We start from the raw sequence: 20074 nt of genomic DNA on the forward strand, positions 1-20074 counted from the left end.
ATATATCACAATTTATACTATTTTTATTGGTAGTAATTTTACCAAAATGTCAATACTCTCTGATAACATACGTTTTTTAAGGACTCAGAAAAAGAATCTTTCCCAGCGGGAAGTGGCTGAAATTCTCATTATTACACGTGAAAGATATGCGAAATATGAGGACGGATCTACCGAACCTCCGATAGAAATTCTGATCCGTTTATCACGTTATCATGGAATCAGTATTGACCTGCTTCTCACTGTTGATCTCAGAAAATACAATCTTGAGGAGATTTTACAGCTTCCAGATAATAGAATTCTGCTACCTATTAAAGTTGATATGACAGGTAGTAATGTTATTGAAATTGTTCCGGCAAAAGCCTCGATGGGTTACCTCAATGGATATAGTGATCCTGAATATATCGAAAGCTTGCAGCAACTTGTATTCCCTTTCCTAACCAACGGAAAGTATCGTGCATTTCCTGCCGAAGGAGACAGTATGCCACCGCATCAGGACGGAGCTTATGTGATCGGAAAATACACTGAAAGCTTGACTGATCTCAAGATCGGAAAGAGCTATATTTTTGTCACGCGAAATGAAGGGATCACCTATAAACGCCTGACAGAAATTGGTAAAGAAGAAATCACAGTCAAAGCAGATAATGCTTTTTACCAACCTTACAATATTCCCCTAGAAAATATTGTAGAAATCTGGGAATATGCCATGAGTATTGCTACTAAAGAATTTGATTTAAAATCTAATAACCTTGATAATCAACAACTCATCAAGATGTTCCAGGAAATTCAGGGTGATTTGAAAATTTTAAAGGACTCCCAATAACACCATACGAGAATCTCACATTCTTATAAAAACAAATACCGTCTCACCTAGATGAGACGGTATTAAAAAATATTGAAGGTAAAAATTTCCTTTTCTTGAATCTTATATAATGACTCTTCAATCAGAACAATATCAGATCATCCTTCTATTGTAGTTTATCTAATTCTTCATCTAAATCTCTCTTAAACTCGTTAATGTTTACAACGAAACCAGTCTTTCCGTTAATAGGAAACACGTTGATTAAGTAGTTTTCTGTAGCAATGATTTCATATAATTCATTTTGCAAATCTTCTAGAATTAATTTAAATGGTTTACAATCTTCCCACCCATCACTCAAATTTGAAAATATAAACTCTTCCACAGTCCAAAAAGAAATGAGTTTGTAGCCATCTATTTCAGAAATAGCATAATTTCCATCTTCATCAACAATTGTCCAGAGCTCTTCAAAATCTGCTATTTTTTTTAGAAAATGCTGATATCTTTTAAACGGATCTAATTTTAAAATGTTCTCTTTTTCTTTTGGATGCATAGGCTTGTTTATTTAGATAGTCTTGGTATTTTTCCATTCTAAAAGCTTCATATTAATTTTTATGATTGTACATTAAGATAACCTTCTAGGAGATCATAAACATTTTCTTCTTCCATATCATAGTACTTATCATCCAATTCATTTAATCTATTGAATAGAATTTCATCGAAGTCTACAATTTTCTGTAGCTCTCTATTAAAAATTAGATGTCTGAAATTATCTTCAATGAAATATTCTTCGTTAACAAGATGAGTTGCAGTATCTAGCAACTGTGCTCTTTCATTGGCTCCTATTAGTTTTAAATTTTTGATGGTCAAATAAGCAAATTGCCCATAAGAATTGAAAAAATACTGGTGAAAGCCACCATTCTCCACTTGCCCATTGACTAAAACAACAGTATAAACAACTTGTTGATCTTTTGGTAAATTTAAAACGTAATTATACCAATTATCACAATTCTTTAATAATTCCTCATTTAGTCCACTGACTGCTTTTTCATAATTATTTGCAATGGTATCTTCCATTTACAATTGATTTAAATGACATTAGACATAGTTTTTCACTTAAAGAATGTTTCATAAACAAAGCCACTTTGTGGCTTTGTTTTCACCTATATTATAGAAAGGACTTATTATAATTCTTCAAAATCAGCTTGGTCTATATTGAATTTTTGAAACAAGGAATATGCTTTTTCAGAAATTGCCAAACCATTTTGTTCAGTGATAAAAAAATCATCCTGATAATCTTCCCCATTAATTTTTGCCCAAAAAAAAGTAGGTAATTCTTTATCTGGGTATAAATCTAAAAAAGTTTCAGATTTCGATATAAGAACATCATCAAACGTTATTCCTGATAGATTTTCACTTTCTATAGTTCTTTTTAAACGTTCTGTCATTATATAACAAGGAAAAGATTCTAGAATGTCATCTCCGAGCCATCCATCAAATTCATAATTTAATTTTTTTACAAGAGGAGGAAATACAGAATTATCTAGCTCGGTCTTCTCTCCTAATCCTCCAGCCACCTCTGGTTCAATTAATTTATACATATATTTATTTTAATTTTGGATTAAACTGATGTCCAAATTGTTGATCAACTAATGTTGCTTGATCTAAAAGTTGTTGCTTCGTTGGATTGGGATTTTGTTTATAAAATCTATTCCAAATTTTTCTAATTTGACTCAAATGTACATCGCTATTTATTTCTTTTGGAATTCCACGAAGATTTTCCAAACTATGCATCTCACTTTCAGTTACAAGACCTGGATATCTTTTTAAAACTTGTTGTTCAACAGCATGATGCACAACTACTGTTCCTTCTAATCCTGGATTAGCCTTAAAAAAATTGGCTTTATAGTTATTTGATAAAGCTTCTCCAAAGATAGCACCCTTTTCGGCATTTGCAAGCTTTAAAAGGCTATTTGGATTACCACTTTTAGTAAACATTAAAGCGGCCAAAATGTAATTTCCTTTCCCTCCATTAGTTTGTGAAAGTATCATCCCCCCAACTTCAAGGATTCCAAACGCATCACCAGCACCTCCAACATAGCGAATTGGCCCATCATTCAGCCTTCCGGCATTCATCAAATAGTAATGTCGTTGTTCAGCTAAGAAATCCTGATGAGCATTAAATTTTTCGGCAAAATCTTGTTGATAAGCAAGTGCCTGCCAAGCCCAAGATATACTACTAGGATTACCTACCCAAACAAGTGGTAATATATGTTCTCCTGCAACATCACTGCTACCACCACCGCCACCGCCGCTGTAACTTACTCCAACTCTTGATAGTAGACTTCGTGTATAATCTTGTCCCCAGCTGATAGTATTTCCATCATAATCCATCGATTTTCCACCACTACTAGTGAATCCTATCCCTGTATTATACCATGTGGTTTCATTTGCTGACCCCATAATATTATCTATGAATGATTGAGAGAGCATTCCATTGGGATCAAAGAACATCATAGGGTTATTCATAACGTAGGCATAAGGAGTATGTGATGTATATGATTCCGCTAGTGGATCTACTACACCCCATCTTCCGATATCAGACATGTACATTCTTGCCCCGTAATCGTTCCATCCGGTTTCCAGCTGTAATTCTTTGCCGTTGTACTGGTATTTATATGCAGGATTTCCCACACCTATTGAAGGTGTTTGTTGTTTTAACCCAAAAGGATAATAGTTATTTTCATCAAGAGCTTCTGCACTGCCATTGGTACCTTTAGTGTAGCTGAGACGCACATTTCCCAAATGGTCGGTATAGGTGTAGATATATTTATTGTTTTCAAAGTTGTAATATCCTTGTGAAGTGGGAACAAACTTCAATAGGGAACCGAACAAAGCTGTCCCTTCAACTTCGTATTGAAAACCGTCAAGATATTCAGTAAGCTTATATGCCTCTGTGGCACTTTTAGCGATCCCATAAGTATAAAGCTTTTTCAGCTTTACTCCATCCGCTCGGTAGGAATTTTGGGTGGTAATATTCCGGGTTTCCTCCAGTCCGAAAAATCCGTCTCTTACCAGATAGCTTTCATTAAAAATGATTTTTTTCGGAAGGTCCAGTACGTTATAATCAATCTGCAATATCCCTTTATCTACCTGATTCTTCATGTTTCCGTTGTCATCATACCCGATGGTGTTTCCTGAGACATCGGGATAACCGGCATAGTTCTGGGAGCTATCGGTTACGCTCTGAAGTCTATTGCCTGCGTAGGCATAGGTAAGGTTATCAATCTGCGTTGCAAAACCACTAGTGTTTTTCTGGTTCCTCTGAAGACTGGTAATGTTCCCGTTGGCATCATAATTCATGGTTTCATTGTAGAAGCCATTCTGGGGAATGGTGGTTTCCGGCTCCTGGTATACTCCCGCCAACAGCCTGTTGTACTGGTCGTAGCGGTAGCTGTATTTTTTCAGGATGTTGTCGCTGGTACTTTTCCAGGTCATTTCGGTGATATTCCCGTTGTAATTGGCGGGTGCTACTGAAGCATCGGAAGTAGAGGTAAATTTCAGCTCATATCCGAAAAGCTTCCCGTTGAGGTTGGAAGGGTCATTAACTTTCGTAACTATTCCTTTGATATTGTAGGTATAGTCGATATCCTGAATCCCGTTTCCTACTGTTTTTTTGGAGACCTGTCCCAGCTCATTGTATGCATATTGTGCCAGGAGCTCTTCGGTATTTCCGTTCACCTGGTGATAGTGCTGCTTCACCCTGTACTGGTCGTCATAGATAAATCTTTCTCTGATCACTGTTTCAGTATCGGAACTTGTTTTTTTATGAAAAGTATTGACTCTTACTACCGCGCCTGAAAAATCTAGTTCTTCTTCGGTATTCGTATAACCTCCTAAATGATTGAGATTTTTGCTTCCTACAGGTCGTAGCAAGGCATCATACCAGATATGGGAAACCGACCAACTGTCATCATCCAGGTTTTTGACATAGGATGAGGTCGGCATAGATTTGAGGCTTCTCATACTGTTGATCCCATTGCTGGAGAATGGCTGTGTGGTATTGGTCATATAGAAAGTAAGCACATCAGTAGTAAGAGGAAAAAACTCTAAACTCTTACCTTTGTAGGGATAAGTATCATAGTAATTAACCGTATATGGAACAAACGTAGCAGAAGGATACGCAGTGTTGGTATAAAAGATCTCCTGCCCGTTCAGGGTAAAGGTAGCGGTGCTTCTGCTCTCATTATTCAGCCCTTTGGCATTGGCGTTATTCTGCTCCTGCAATCTGGTTCCTCCGGTAAACTCGCCTGTATAGATCACTCTTCCCAACCTGTCGTAACGGGTAAACATCCACCTGTTAGGATTTTCAGGGTTGTTTCTCATATTGGCATCCTGGGAGGCTACCAAACGGTTCTGAAGGTCATAGACCATATATTCCCAGCCTTTACCCGGCAGTTTTTTCTCTACCAGCCTGAATTTATTGTCATAAACGTATTGGTAGCAGAGATCATCCAGGATCTGTGTGGTTACGGTATTGTTGCCGGACGTAATCTGCTGGTCTGCTTTGGGAGAGATCACAAAGGCCAGCTGCCCGTAATTGTTGTAGAGGTAATAGGTGTCCAGCTTATCGGCACCTTCTCCTTTTCTCAGCAATACGGTTTTGCCTTCGGAATTTTTGAAGTCTATGGTTACATATCCGTTTTCATCGGTTAATACGTTTTTTGAAAGCTGGTTGACATCATAGAACGACACACTGCTAATGCTGGTGGTAAGGGTAGCATTGTTCCAGGAAACTGAAGTATTGTATTTTTTTACCTGATCGGCATCAGTATTGATAAGATACAGCATTTTAGCGGTATGACCGGTGGCCATCGACCATTCTGTTCCAGGACTGGATACTTCGAGAGCTCTAGCTAAGGGAGAGTTTTCGAGCCTTTGTTCCGAAAATGCATTGGCCACTCCGTAATAGCTGTTTACGGTGTTTTCATCGATACCATGGATGCCGGAATTGGCAGTAGCCACGGGAACGGGCAGCAAGGTTTTGGTCTGTCTCCCAAGCTGGTCATAAGTTACGGGTAACACCAAATCTTTTCTTAAAGGGGTTGCTTTTACCTGAACAATTTCTTTAGCTCTTCCCAATCCGTCAAAATATTGTACAGTTTCTGTTTTTTTACTTCCGTCTGCAGAAAGGTATGTTTTTGTATAAATAAAATTTTCACTGGTTGTTGGTGTCTGTGCCCAAATGATTTGTGCTACAAACAACAAAATAAATAGAATTGATTTTTTCATGATGATGGTTATTGTTTGTAGTTATACTGGTATTCTTTTATGGTGTTTCCGTTCGCGTCTACTGTTTTAAGCAGCCTGTTGTAGGAGTCGTATTTGTAAAGCTCCATAATACCGTTAGGAGGTATGGTAGTGGTAAGACCTATTAATGGATTGTAGGTATAGCAGGTCACCATAAAGTTCTGAAGTGAAGTATCGTTTTTAAAGGTATTCAATGCATCGATCAACGCCAGTTCCTTGGCTTCTTCCTGCGCAGCAGTGGCATTGGCATCTTCGTTGGAAGCATTGACAATTGCCGTAATGAGAGAGCTCGGAATATCCGAAAGTTTGGCACCTTCTATTTTAGCAATAGGCAACGTCTTATTGTATCCGTAAATAATGGTTGTCGGTACTCCAATACCTGTTGTTTCGTCTATAACTTTTGTAAATTGTACTAGATTGCCCCTCTCATCATAATTATCATACCGAATACTAGACATGACACTGTTGTCATAGGAGTTGGTAGAGATTACCGAAGTAGGATAAAAACTATTATTAGCAAATTTTATATCTCCTGTTGAAATAACCTCTCCATTCCTTTTCGTAGTAGTCTTTACAATAATTCCTTTCATATTGGCATTCCACAGATGCTGATATTCATTAATCTGCCCATCTAAAACCAAACCTACCGGATATGAATATGAGACTTCATTGACCTGCCCATCCGCAGAAGTTGTGGTGGTTTTTGCCAATTTAAATCCTCCTTTTAAACCATTAAATTCTTGTTGTGTTATATTGGTCAATGTTTGAGAACCATTATGCATCCTTTCAAAAACAGTCATATTTTTAATAATCCCAGGCCGTACATACCCTATGCTAGATTTTATGGGAACTGTTCCCTGCTGATCCTGCAACTCATATTCATATTCTGTACTATGGACCTTTAGATTATTGGAATTGTATATTTCCTTTTTACTTATTAATCCCCCTTTAGTAAGGTTGTAATAATGTTTTAAATCAAAGTTTTCCCCGGCAACTGTAATTTGTGTTTCCAGGTAGTCGGTAGGAGTTTTTAGATAATTACGAACGTATCCTTCGGTACTTGTATCGGTAACTTCTACATTTTTATATACTATATATTCGGAAGTTCCAAAATCATTAGTATAACTTTCATTTTGTACTTTATACCCACTTGAATCTCCTGTTCCATCGAAATTCAGATACGAATAACTTACCGTCTTTTCAGAAGTAGTATCTGAAAGTGATTTATAATTTTTAATGTTTTTAATTCTTAACCCCGACCAATATCCAATATTTTTATATGGAGTAGGAGCAATAAAAAGCTCTGATGTTGAAAAATTACCTTTAATACTTCCCTGACTGATTATTTGTATTGTATGAGTTCCGGGGTAAATCTCAAAATAACCATGAGAAACATAGGACGTTGAGGTAGCTTCAACACTACAATTAACAGAAGTTACAGCCCCATTATCTATACTAAAACTTGCTTGTAAGTTAGGTGATCCTGGAGTTGATCCATCTCCAGGATCAATTACCGGACCGCCATCACCTCCGCCAGGAGGAGTTATAATACGAGGTGGTTCTGCTGAAAAAGCAAAATAGATTTTCTTCTTTTTGGTAGGATCACCTGGAACAACCAAGGATATTGTATTAGCCTGGCTTGTATTATAATCAGAAGAACTTAGAGATTGAACCTGTTGGGTATTGGGATCTACATAATCTTTCAATGAATTAATATAGGTTTGATCACTTTTGTCATAAAAAAATTCATTGGGTTCAAAATTGTATTCTGTAACACCTCCGGTCGGTAAAATTATTTTTTGAAGAACTCCAATCACCCGTTCTTTAGGATAAATGGTATTATAATCCTGAGTCGCTCCACACGCTAAAAGGTTAGAAAAAACAGGTGTATTATCAGGAAGAGCATTATTATAATATAATAAACCAGTTACTTCAGCGGGAGTTCCATTAAGATTATCTACGTTTAATTTCTTTATATTAACAAGTGTTCTTTTACCTGAAAAAAAATTAAATGTATATTCAAAACTGAACTTACTCAATATTTTTCCACTGTTATTTTCTAATGTGATATTAGTTACCGAATAGGGATCATTCATTGTTTCTTCTAACGAAGAATCTAAATTGTATTCGATCTTAATGTTTCCTGATCCTGGACTATTTATTTTTTTAAGTTTACAACTTTGGTATAATATTGTACTGGTACCGTTAAAATACCTGTTGTCCTTTTGATATTCATACTTTAATAACTCAACACCACTGGCATTTTTAATGCTACTTAAGAAAAATGCTGATTTGTAGAGTTTACCATTCTCAGAATATAAATTTTGACTGTAATCATTAAAGATATATTTGTATCCTTTATCGTCTGTAATAGTAAAGGAGTCTATAATTAATGTGGCGTTGTTAGATGTTCGTGTATAGTCTATGTTAACATTATTTGTTCCTTCATCATAAATGGTAAAAGTGTTGCCGTCCCTGTTAATTTTAAATTTACCATTAAGTCCATTTGGTAAATTATAATAATAAATGTCATCAAATTTATTTTGATTATAATTTCCGGTTCCTGTATTATCAAATCTTTCGTCAAGCCCAGCTACAATTGTCCTTGAAATAACTCCTCCTGAAAATTTTGTCCATCCGAGTCCTACTTCACTAATGTATTCACCGTCTATAACAGTATTAGGATTATAAGATAAGCCTATACTTTCTGAAATATTTTTATCTAAACTTGAAATACTTACAATTGGTATATTTATAGAAGGAAGTCCCGTTGCAATTGATATAGGAGCTTCCTGATATTTTGCCATTGCGGAGACAGACGGTACTGGATTTGGTAAGTCTCCATAACTTATTTGTTGTGCATATAATTTAGGAAAGATCCCTAAAAAGAATATTGCACTTAAAAAAAATGTATTTTTTCTCATTATTGCATTTATTTCTTAATCAATTTAGCATTCGCGGTTTTATTGGTATCCGTTTTTATGGTAATCAGGTACCCTCCCTGAATCAAAGGCTGAGTATTAATCTTGGTGACCTTATTCTTGGTTTTCAAACTCTGCAACTGTCTTCCCGCCATATCATACATTGTAATATCCGCTTCCTTGAAATCAAAGCCAATCTCCACATACGCATAATCGGATACAGGATTCGGATAGATCTTAATATCCTGCTTCTCGATCAATTGGTCTACCTGCTGATCACCCAGCTTTACGATTTTCCAGTTCTCCTTTCCCAGTTCTTCTGCACTGGTTCCTGCCAGAATAATGGATCCGTCCCTGCTTAATTTAATATCTGCTAATCTTTCTTCTCTTCTTCTGGATTCTCCTTTGACGTGTTTTCGCCATTGTTCGTTTCCGTTTTCATCTACATATAGCATCCAGAAGGTTTCATCATCGGTTTCTATCCTGCCTTCTGCCTGGGTGTAACCTCCAAGTAATATTCCTTTGGTTAGGTCTTTATTTTTTTCTCTTTCATTGTGGCTTAAGATGACATGCATTCCCATTAAAACATCTCTGTTTTTAAAGTTGTAGGATTTCTGCCAGATTTCTTCGCCTCTTTCATTTAAGGAAATAAGCCAAAGATCGGTACCTTCTTCTACGCCCACGGTTTTATTGCCCGATCTTTCTGAACGGCTTTCTCCACCGATGATAAATCCTGAGGTAGTCATTGCCAAAGTTCTTAAGTGATCGTCTCCTGTACCTCCATAGTTCTTTTCCCATTCTACTTTACCGTCTTTGTTCAGCTTGATGATCCAGTAGTCACCTTCACCATAGTTTTCAGTTTGTTTTGGGGTTGCAGATGACAGGTTGTTGGTTGCAGTTTTTCCACTTCGTGAATAAACTCCTAATAAAACACCTCCGTCTCTGGTGGGAATCATTTTTTCTACTTCGTCTAAGCCTTTTCCGCCTAAAATGAGTTGGGAAAGCTCTTTGCCGTTCTTGTCTAATTTGGTAACAAGAACATCTTTGGAACCATAGCCATTTGCAGAGTTTTGAATATTTCCTGCCACAACGAATCCTAAGTCAGTGTTTTGAATGACTGCTCTGGCTTCTTCATCGGAAGTGCTTCCTATGGTTTTCTGCCATACTTCATCTCCGAATTCATTGATTCTGATGAGCCAAATATCGGAACCTCCTTTGGAGTCGTCTTTTTTATCAAGTCCTTTTCCTGAATACGAGGTTCCTGCGAGAACAAAGCCTCCGTCCTGAGTGGAAAGGGATGCGGAAAGGTAATCATGGTTCTTGCCTGCAAAGTATTTTTCCCAGACTTCTTCGCCTTGTTGGTTGAGTTTTACTAAATGGAAATCGTAGCCGTTGTTCTGCTGTTGGCTGTTGACTTCTTGCGACAGGCTGTTAGACTGAATGGAACTTCCGGTAATTAAGTACTGAAGGTCTACGGTCGGAGTCACCTGGCTTAGAAAATCCTGAGTGGTGGATTTGATGTCTTTCTGCCATAGGAATTCCTGAGCAAAGCAAGCCCCCGTAGTGCACAAGAACAGTGCACCGATGTAAAGTTTACGCATAGTTATTATTTTTTATTTAGGTTGTTTTTTCATCTTCTGCTTTTAGCAGTTTTTTAGTGCTTCATAATAGATTGTGGGATATCTAAATTTCTTAGTCGCAAAATTATCTGATAGGTACGACAGATCGTGACGCATTATATTTAGCCAGTAAATTTCGGACGCTCGAAATTAAAAATTATCAAATCACAAACTTTTAGGGAATCCCCCAAATCTACCTCCGTATTTTTACGGTAAAGTTTCATAATCAGTTCCTCAGACGTTACTAACTGAGGCGAAGGTAGAAAGAATTAAATACGTGGACGATAACTACAATTATAAAATCAATAACTCAGGTTATAAAATGAAAACTTTTACAATATTTTATTAATTTAGCAGTATTGAAAAACTGTGAAATGACTACATTAGGTACAAAACTGACGAGATTAAGAAAGAATAAAGGCTATTCCCAACAGGAACTTGCTGATAAATTGGGCGTTTCACAACCCGCTTACCATAAATGGGAAACCGATGATGTAAAACCAGATCTTGAAACACTATTAAAAGTTAGCCAGGTTCTTGAGGTTGACCTGAATGATCTAACTGAAGACTACAATAGTCTTATTCAAAATAGTCAATTCAAAGGTTCAAATATTGTAGGCAATCATCAACCAGTAATCAATATGAATTCACCTGAGCTGATGAATCAACTATTAAAAAACCAAGAGCAAATCACACAAATTCTTATGACTCAAAATAAATTAATTGAAACATTTGTAGAAAAGATCAATAATTCAAAATAAAATAGGGATTATATTCCTGATATAATTTTTTTTTCATCCTAGATAGCCTTTACAAACAAACTGTAAGGGCTATTTTTTAACAACAATCCTAGATTCGCAATACAATCACAAATATGGGCTATATGTAATAGCCCCCGAAAATCTCGCAACCTGTTTGGTGCAAAGACCGATGTAATGGACGCAGCTTGTACCAATCTGGTTGCTCCGCTTCCACCGCGAAAAGACGTTCTCGACCAAAGCGAGAGGTCGTCTTTTCGCCGCACAAAAAATAAGATGGGAACTACTTTTTAAGCAGATCCCATCATCTAACTTAATTCATCTGAAATATTTCCGATCCTATTTTTTCAAAAGAACTACATAACTCAAATGCTTTCTGTGATTTAATCTGTGCCGTTCCACCCAGCACAATGCTCTGTAATTTGGCTTCTTTGTCTTTATAGTTTTTGACATTCTGATAGTATCCAGTAACAGCATTATATGCTCCGAACAAAGTTCCTTTGGTGGTTTCCATTAGCTGCGTATCATTGACCATAGCATATGCAAAGGCGTCATCAACGGAATTTTTGAACATCGTCGATAATTCATCCTCCGCTCCTTTCTTAATAAGGTCAAATGTTTCCTTATTGGGACAAAGTGCAAGCTGAATGATTTTTCTAACTTCACTATCTTTGATCTTGATCTGAGACCAATTATTAAAAGTGCTTTCCAATTTCATGGACATTACATTTGCAAGCCCCATAACTTTGTGTGCATCATGTAACCTTTCTTTTGCTCCGGAGGTATGTTTTATTCTTACAACGTTACTCATATTTTTAAGCGACGCGTTAAGTGTATTTTGGCAAACAATACGGATCGGGGTAAATGCTGCAGTTATACTGCCACTTCCATCATGTGAGGTTGTGAGAAAAATATATTTTTCTATCACATCATCAGAATTACCAATTCTAATATAGTTTGGAAGCTTTGCCGTTATAAATATACGTTCCCCATCTCCCAATGCTCCTGCAGTCTCGTATAAAATCCCGCTTCCGTTACCTACTATAGAATCAAAAAAACTAAAGGCATCTTTATTCTGTACAATATGGTAATCCTTACCGACTACGCCCAATACAATATTGTTGTCTGTCCTGATATTTGCAAAATAATTAGGAACTTCAATTTCATTATCCTGGATTACTATACCCTCTGCGATTTCAACGATTCCCGATCCTTTTGTGAATAAAGGACTTTTTTCAACCTCATAATCTAAACCTGCATGTTTGATTGCTTCTGCGCTTGTTGGATAATCTTCAACGATCTGACCCAGACCGTGCCATGCTTTCTCTTTAACACTAAAAAATGAATAGCGTCCTGTTCTGTTGTTGTAATTAAGCTTGTGTGCCATAACTTTTGATTTTGAATGTTTTACATTTTGTTATTACTCCGATTTTCTTAGTTATCGCATTAGCCTTTTACTCCCTCTGCCCTTCCCTCGTCATTGTTTTTTAAAAGAAAAAACGATAAAAAAAGAAAGCCATCTCATGGTCATGGGCAATGGTCATTGCCAAAAGGAAACGGAATAAAGGATGGGTTGAGCTGATGGAGTGTGTTTATGCCGTAGTCTTTTGGCATTGACAATGAGATTAAGCGTAGGATGCACATGACCACCTTAGCTTCCTTTTTATGTCGTTTTCGCTAAGAAACAATTAGAAAATCCAAACACAATGAAGCAAGGTGGTAAGATGCGGGATTAGCATGGACTATGGAGCAGATTACCTCCTTGGAAAGACAAATAACAGCTTATTTTAGGGTTGGGAATTCGAAGGGGCGAAAATGTGCTGTTTGTCCAAAGAAAATATTTAAAAGAATGGGTAGCAACAAAAATTGAAGTTTAATACCAAATAAGAAGTGGCTTTTTTGGGTATCAATTCTTAAAGAAACCATTAAAAAGAAATCTCTCAACTCAAAAATCAAAATTTTTCTAACCCCCGAAAACAGAAGAAAAACCGCTTTCGATTCTGTGCTTATTTATGAATTAGCACACACTACACTTGTTTAAAACACTGATTTGATGATACATTTGAATAAGGCTCATTTCAGCAGGCAAATATTTCTTTCTTAGAAAATTAAGGTCTCAACAATCAAATTAGCAGGACAGTGAAATCAATAATAAAGGGGTAGCCGAAAACCTAACAGAGTAGGCAAAAAACTAAAGTTTAGCTTTTTGATTTAAAAAGCATACCTATCATGAAAAATTTGAAACTAATCTTCGGAGTTGCAGCAATTGCAATCGGATCAATGGCTGCATTTTCATTTGGTCCATCAAAAGAAAAAGAAGTAATGAAAAATGAAAGCAAAGCAGTGTATTACTGGTTTGACGCAACAACAAATGCCTATTTAGGTCATTCAGAACAATCTGATTGTAATTTGATAAATACAAATCCTTGTGAGGTGGGCTATTTATCCGTTTCCAATCCTAGTAATCCACAAAGACCAAATAGTTCACCAGATAAATTAGATACTGGCGAAAAAATTTCTCAGTTTCATTAAAAATAATCAAAGGAGGTTTTCCTCCTTTGATTTAAATAGCAACTTGATCACTATCCCTAAGTATTATACAATCAAAAACTTTTGTTTGTTCTTCAATGAATAGGCCATACTTTTCAAGTGACGAATTAATTTCCTTAATATTGCTCCAATGGGTACTAATTTTTAAACTGACTAATTTCTCGGTCGGAATTCCCGTTTCATCAACTAATTCAAAATCTAAAGTGCTCATATTCTTCTGAGCTTGAACAAAATATCCCCAATTAAAATTTTCCACCTTTAAAAATCCTTTTCCTTCATCATACTTAAACTGTCCTCCTGAAGAAAACATTAAATTATTTTTATTTTTATACTTAAGAACATAACATTTTAATTCACGTTTCTCCCAACTACTTTTAAGATTGAACATTAAATCAAGCTCCTTCTGCATATATTTATACAATCGATCATTACTAATTTTTATGCCATTAATCACTTCATAAAAATAATACCCATTTTGGTCTTTGAAACCTTTTTTAGGGTCAACACTGTATTTATTAGCATTTTTAGATTCGTTAATAATTCTGCTTGAAGGAAATATTTGAGCATATTGACCGAATGCTAGTTTATATAAGCCAATTAAAGATGCAGCATGACTGTATATTCTAAAAATAGTTCCATCGGGATATTTTCTTTGTCCCTCACCTCCACCAGTAGAATAATCTTTATTGTTAGGAGCCAAATATGTATAAAAGGAAATGTCTTTATGGTACGGATACCAATTCACCAACATTGGATTTTCATTATCCAGTATTAAATCCTTTTTTTCTCTTACTTTTAACTTTTCTCCATTAAGATGCTTATTGATATTTTCATCATTCGCATTTCCACCATTAGTAATGTACTTAACAATACCATTCTCATCAATCCATACATGAGTCGGCAGAAAAGTATAATTAAAAAGTCCTGCCAAAACCTTTGCATCGGTAACTGAAGGAAGTTTATTATTTTTTACATTATCAGAATGTAATGCCTGTTTAGTTACTTTTTCATCCGAATCTTTAGTAACCATAATAACCTGAATTTTGCCTTCAAATTTCTTTTGTAATTCTGCCATGTGGGGCATTGCCGCAATACAAGAACTACAGTTTACTCCCCACAAATCCAAAATCACCAGTTTTCCTTTGAAATCAGATATTCTTGCTGTAGGCTTGGAGTAATTTTTTATTTTAAATTCTATATCAGGAACCTTATCCCCGATTTTAAGAAATGAAGCAGAGTCGGCAGTTGAAGCCATAGAGATGCGGCTTAATAACACAAGGGTTATCAAGCTGATAATTGCTAAATATTTTTTCATTATTTTTTAATTAATTGTAACCTTCGTTTTGAGTTAAATTGGGATTTTGTTTAATATCAGATAAAGGAATTGGATAAACAGCGGCCGTTTTTTGCCATTTATCTCCTTTTAAATTTTGCAGGACAAGATCAACCTGACCTGTTCTTTTCAGATCAAGCCAACGATGCCCCCATTCTGCAAAAAATTCAATTCGGTTTTCATGATTTATGATTATTAAAAGATCTTCTTTTGAAATGGATTGATTCTTATCCAGTTCAGAAAGCAAGGCTCTTTTTCGAATCACATTTAAATCAGCTATAGCATCGAAATTATTACCTAAAATAGCATTAGCTTCAGACCTGATTAGGTACATTTCCCCTAGTCTAAAGACAATATTGAATTCAGGTTTAGCAGCTCCAACAACAACCGACCGTGTCTTATACTTATAGGGATAAGCATATACCTTACCTGCTACCGTATTTTGATTCAGCCATTTGCTTTTACGACCGTCTCCTGATTCAAAAGAATTTATTAAGGATTCAGTTAACGCAAAAGTCGGTCTTGCTGTTGCCGAAGAAGGAATAAAACGATAAGCTTCGGCTACACCAAAGATTTGCGTAATAGGTGGAACAAATTGAAGAATTGCTTCAGTGCTTGAAGAAAGAAATGTATTAGAAAGATCTGGCAAAATATACTTCCCTCTTGCAATTACCTTTGTTGCTTCGGCCTTAGCTAGGTCATATTGATTTGTAAACAGATAGATCCTAGCGAGCAATGCCGAAATAGCCCATTGGTTTACTCTTAATGTTGTACTCTCATTTGCAGAACCTATGTCATTTTGAGCAGCTTTAAGATCAGCGATTAACTGATTATACACTCTATCCTCACTGCTACGGGGTAGCGTACTCGTTATCCGATAATCGGATGTCAATGCCATTGGCACCGCTCCATAGAGATTTACCAAATAAAAGTAATTAAGAGCACGGATAAAGATTACTTCCGCCTTAGCACTTTGCTTATAAGAAGATGATAAAGAAGACCTTTCCAATTTTTCTAAAATAATATTAGACGAATAGATAATGTTATAAGGATTCGTCCAAGACAATGTTGTTGTCGAGGATAGCTCATTATTTAAGAAAGGATCGAAGCTTGCCGAAGCACTAGTATTATAAATTTCGTCACTGCTCAAGCCTGGATAAACAGTAACATTCCCATTTAAAAATCCCGAGGTGCCACTTGTTATTTGTTGTACATATAATCCTAAAATAGCCGACTCAACTGTACTTGAATCAGAAAACACCTCATCAGTGGTTAACTGATCAATTGGATTATCGATTTCAATAAATTTATCACAAGAAACAAGGGCTATGAAGAATATTACCGAAGCATACTTAAAAAAATGTAATTTATTTTTCATGACTGTAGATTAAAATGTCAGATTCATTCCTAATGTAAACGTCCTTAAAGGTGGAGTTCTCAACCAATTCTGCGTCTCAGGATCACCCAATTCGTAACCAGTAAAAGTCAATAGGTTTTCCCCTTGAATGTAAATTCTGGCCTTCGAAATCCCAATTCTTTCCAAAGAGCTTGAAGACATATCATAGTTGAGCACGACATTTTTCAGCCGTATATATGATGCATCTGAATAGGCTCCTGACGAGTTCAAAAACAAATTCGAGTAGGCTGTCTGAATAGATCCAAAAGTAGTTTGGGAAGGTCGTTGAAGTTCTGCAATATCACCTTCTTTCTCCCAATATCTTCCAAGGATAATAGAGGGAACATTATTAAGTGTTCCTATGTTACTATAGAGATAACTCTTATAGTTTTTAGCGGTCTGCTTCCTGAAAGAAAATAGCACGTTGAGTGAAATCCTTTTAAAGGACAAAGTATTTGAGAACCCTCCATATAATTTAGGATCCAAACTACCAAAAACCTCGTAATCATTAATATCATATACCTTATCCCCATTTTTATCCTCAACATCATAAAATCCAGTTGTAGGATTTACGCCAAGGTATTTATATCCATAACCTACATTCAAGGGCTGCCCTTCAACAAAAGTATAGTTATAAGAAGAGTTCGCCAGATTCGGAAAGGACAGCAATTTATTTTTAGGAATAGTAAGATTCAACGCACTCTCCCACTTCCATTTATCATTTCGGACATTTATGGTGTTAAGGGAAAATTCCCAGCCCTGATTTTCAATCAGCGCATCTAAATTCCTGATAATTGTACTGAACCCACTGATAGAAGGTAACTTGTAAGATATAAGTTGATTACTGCTCCTGTTATTATAATAATTGGTTGTCAGCATAATCCGTTCTTTCAAAAAGGAAAGATCTAGACCAATCTCCCGCTTTATGGTTTTCTCCCATTTATAATCAGGATTATAGAGCTTATTGGGATATAAAACACTATTTCCAATATACGTAACGGAACTTGTAGTCCAAGTATCCAAAAATTGATAATTACTTATTTTATCATTTCCCGTGGTACCTATACTTGTCCTTAGCTTACCAAAATCTAAAAATCCAAGATTGTTCTTTATAAACTTCTCTTCTGAAAATATCCATGTTAACCCTAATGCTCCAAAATTCGAAAATCTGTTCTCTGAAGCAAAAATGCTACTACCATCCCTCCTTGCGGATATTGTGGCAAGATATTTACCAAACATATTATATTGAGCTCTACCAAAAAAAGCATTATAACGATATGGTGAGGCCGATTTTTTTCCTGTGATACTTGAAGCTCCCTGTAAAGATTCCATCAAATTATCACTGGAATAACCAGTAGCATTAATGGTTCCAAAATTTTGATCTTTAGCTTGGAAAGTTGCTCCAACAAGGACATTGAGTTTACTAGGACCAATAGTTTTTGTAAATTCAGCCTGAGGCTCAATGATCCATCCCGATAACTTGTTTGTAGCGAAATCCGAATAGCGATAAGGAGTATAGTTTGGATTTTGCGCGGACAAAGGATAAAGGGATGATTCATCAAATAAAACAGAATTATAGCCCATATTACTTCGCAAAGTCAGGTCATTTGTCACCTTATAGCTAATCTGACCACTAGTATTAAGCGATTTTGTTTTAGAAGTATATCTTCGATTCAAATAAGAAAGAGGATTCCAAAAACCTGAGGAAATTCCACCTTCATCCCAAGCCAAAGATCCATCATTATTATATAATTGAATGTTGGGCGGTAAAGATAAATTAGATGCCTGATCAACACTAAGAATATTATTACGGTCAGCACTATAATTTACGGAAACCAAAAGATTAAATTTCCGATCCTTGGAGCTATGATTTACGTTCAGCATGGAAGCCCCTCTCAGATACGAAAGATTTTTTGAAAAAACACTTTTCTCTTTTGAATAATTACCAGAAAGCAAAAATTGCGTGTTTTCATTTCCTCCATTAATACTGAGCTGAATGTTATTTCTTGAAGCATTATTAGATAGAAAGAGCTTAGAAAAATCAGTATAGCGTGTGGTGTCCCAGACCATTAGATCAAAAGCATTGTTTTCATCAGGTGACATATTATCCAGCTGAAAAGCCTTTTTCCTTAATGCCAAATACTGCTGTGTATTCAGCATTTCTATTGGGTTGGGGACTTTACTAATACCCGAGTACGCATTTAAATTAATGGTAGTTTTTCCTTGTTTTCCCCTTTTGGTTGTTATCAAAATTACTCCATTAGCACCTCTGCTCCCATAAATACTGGTGGCGTCTGCATCTTTTAAAATTTCAATACTTTCTATATCCTGCGGATTTAGTGTATTTAAAGGACTTACTCCTCCAGGTTGGGTTGCCGTTAAACTTGGATTACCAATTGCAGAAGGTATTGAACTTAGACTTGTGTTGTTCGCGGTTTGAGGGATACCATCAATAATAAATAAAGGCTGGTCATCTGAAATAGACCGATCCAATGCCGTTCTACCCCTCAATTCAACCTTGAATGCTCCACCAGCTACGCCTGTGCTTTGGGTAACTGTTAGACCAGGGGCTAAACCGTCCAAAGTCGATAAGACATTATTTACCGGTCGGTTTTCGATTTGGTTTGCTGAAATTTTACTGATTGAACCAGTTGCATATCTTTTCGTTGTTGTTCCATAAGCAATTACAACTGCTTCATCAAGTGATGACAAAGACTTATCAAGGTGAATACTTAGATTATCATAGGCTAAGATCTGAATTGGACAATACCCAATAAATGATACCGTTATCTCCTCCCCTTTAAAATTCATAGGTAATTCAAATCGTCCATTCTGATCAGTTATAAACTGCTGAGAACCCCCATTAACTTTAATGGTCGCACCCATAAGCGGTTCATTTTTATCATTTAGTACAAGTCCATATAAAGTCTGCTGAACTTCCTTTAAAGTAGGTCGAACAGCAGACACAGATTGTTTTTCATCCTTATCGACGGATACAACAATTTTGCCATCGATGAGGTAGTTGAAGGGTTGGTTTTTAAATAATGCAGAAACAACTTCTGATAAATCTGCTTCTTTAATATTTAAGCTAACAGCCTTAGCCACTTTCAAATGTCTTTCATTTATTGAAAATGAATATCCCGAAAGCTTTTGAACCTGCTGAATGGCAGATTTAAAAGGTGTATTATTTAGTTTGAGCGTAATTTTTTGTGCATTCGCTCCATAATTGAAGATAAATACGGCCGTAAAAATGAGAATCAGTCTCATTAACAGTCTATTTACCTCAACCGATGTTATTCGATTCCTTTCTAATAAAGGAAAAGATAAAATAACATCATTGCTGAGAATAATATTATTCATTACTTTTGCCGTGATGGGTTCTTATTTAGTT

13 protein-coding genes are annotated in these 20074 nt (G+C 36.0%); 3 read left to right on the top strand and 10 right to left on the bottom strand.

From position 1 onward, the window contains the following. The first annotated feature begins 46 nt into the window (after positions 1-46). On the top strand, positions 47-820 hold the full coding sequence (locus B4Z90_RS07885; protein ID WP_286801818.1) for an XRE family transcriptional regulator: 774 nt from the start codon (positions 47-49) through the stop codon (positions 818-820). A 145-nt stretch (positions 821-965) separates the two neighbouring features. Here B4Z90_RS07885 and B4Z90_RS07890 read toward each other — a convergent pair whose 3' ends face one another. The 6 genes from B4Z90_RS07890 to B4Z90_RS07915 form a co-directional block, all read right to left on the bottom strand. Further along, positions 966-1349, bottom strand: coding sequence for a DUF2750 domain-containing protein (locus tag B4Z90_RS07890; protein WP_286801820.1), 384 nt, complete (start codon positions 1347-1349; stop codon positions 966-968). Between the two features lie 59 nt (positions 1350-1408). Next, positions 1409-1873, bottom strand: a complete 465-nt coding sequence (locus B4Z90_RS07895; protein ID WP_286801821.1) for a DMP19 family protein — start codon at positions 1871-1873, stop codon at positions 1409-1411. A gap of 107 nt (positions 1874-1980) precedes the next feature. Next, positions 1981-2397: a hypothetical protein gene (locus tag B4Z90_RS07900; protein WP_286801824.1), complete on the bottom strand. Its 417-nt coding sequence runs from the start codon at positions 2395-2397 to the stop codon at positions 1981-1983. A gap of 4 nt (positions 2398-2401) precedes the next feature. Further along, positions 2402-6088 carry a DUF6443 domain-containing protein gene (locus tag B4Z90_RS07905; RefSeq protein WP_286801825.1) on the bottom strand — a complete coding sequence of 1229 codons (3687 nt, stop codon included), beginning with the start codon at positions 6086-6088 and terminating at the stop codon, positions 2402-2404. 8 nt (positions 6089-6096) lie between these two features. After that, positions 6097-9030: a hypothetical protein gene (locus B4Z90_RS07910; protein ID WP_286801826.1), complete on the bottom strand. Its 2934-nt coding sequence runs from the start codon at positions 9028-9030 to the stop codon at positions 6097-6099. Between the two features lie 8 nt (positions 9031-9038). Next, entirely contained in the window at positions 9039-10628 is a 1590-nt protein-coding gene (locus B4Z90_RS07915) for a T9SS type A sorting domain-containing protein (protein WP_286801827.1), read from the bottom strand. 392 nt (positions 10629-11020) lie between these two features. Between B4Z90_RS07915 and B4Z90_RS07920 the strand changes: the two genes are divergently transcribed. Continuing rightward, on the top strand, positions 11021-11407 hold the full coding sequence (locus B4Z90_RS07920; RefSeq protein WP_286801829.1) for a helix-turn-helix domain-containing protein: 387 nt from the start codon (positions 11021-11023) through the stop codon (positions 11405-11407). Between the two features lie 310 nt (positions 11408-11717). On the opposite strand, the gene B4Z90_RS07925 is transcribed toward B4Z90_RS07920, so the two are convergent. Continuing rightward, a complete protein-coding gene (locus B4Z90_RS07925) occupies positions 11718-12791 on the bottom strand; it encodes a DUF932 domain-containing protein (RefSeq protein WP_286801831.1) in 1074 nt (357 codons plus the stop codon). Positions 12792-13633: 842 nt separating this feature from the next. Here B4Z90_RS07925 and B4Z90_RS07930 point away from each other — a divergent pair. Next, positions 13634-13936, top strand: coding sequence for a hypothetical protein (locus B4Z90_RS07930; protein WP_286801832.1), 303 nt, complete (start codon positions 13634-13636; stop codon positions 13934-13936). A 31-nt stretch (positions 13937-13967) separates the two neighbouring features. On the opposite strand, the gene B4Z90_RS07935 is transcribed toward B4Z90_RS07930, so the two are convergent. Genes B4Z90_RS07935 through B4Z90_RS07945 form a run of 3 tightly spaced genes read right to left on the bottom strand, consistent with a single transcriptional unit; the run spans position 13968 to position 19950 of the window. Next, entirely contained in the window at positions 13968-15269 is a 1302-nt protein-coding gene (locus B4Z90_RS07935; protein WP_286801834.1) for a TlpA family protein disulfide reductase, read from the bottom strand. A gap of 10 nt (positions 15270-15279) precedes the next feature. Beyond that, positions 15280-16665, bottom strand: a complete 1386-nt coding sequence (locus tag B4Z90_RS07940; protein WP_286801835.1) for a RagB/SusD family nutrient uptake outer membrane protein — start codon at positions 16663-16665, stop codon at positions 15280-15282. Between the two features lie 9 nt (positions 16666-16674). Beyond that, positions 16675-19950 carry a SusC/RagA family TonB-linked outer membrane protein gene (locus B4Z90_RS07945; protein WP_286801837.1) on the bottom strand — a complete coding sequence of 1092 codons (3276 nt, stop codon included), beginning with the start codon at positions 19948-19950 and terminating at the stop codon, positions 16675-16677. Between the last annotated feature and the right edge of the window lie 124 nt (positions 19951-20074).

It is taken from the genome of Sphingobacterium sp. UBA5639 (assembly GCF_002421245.1).
GTDB classification, from domain to species: domain Bacteria; phylum Bacteroidota; class Bacteroidia; order Sphingobacteriales; family Sphingobacteriaceae; genus Sphingobacterium; species Sphingobacterium multivorum.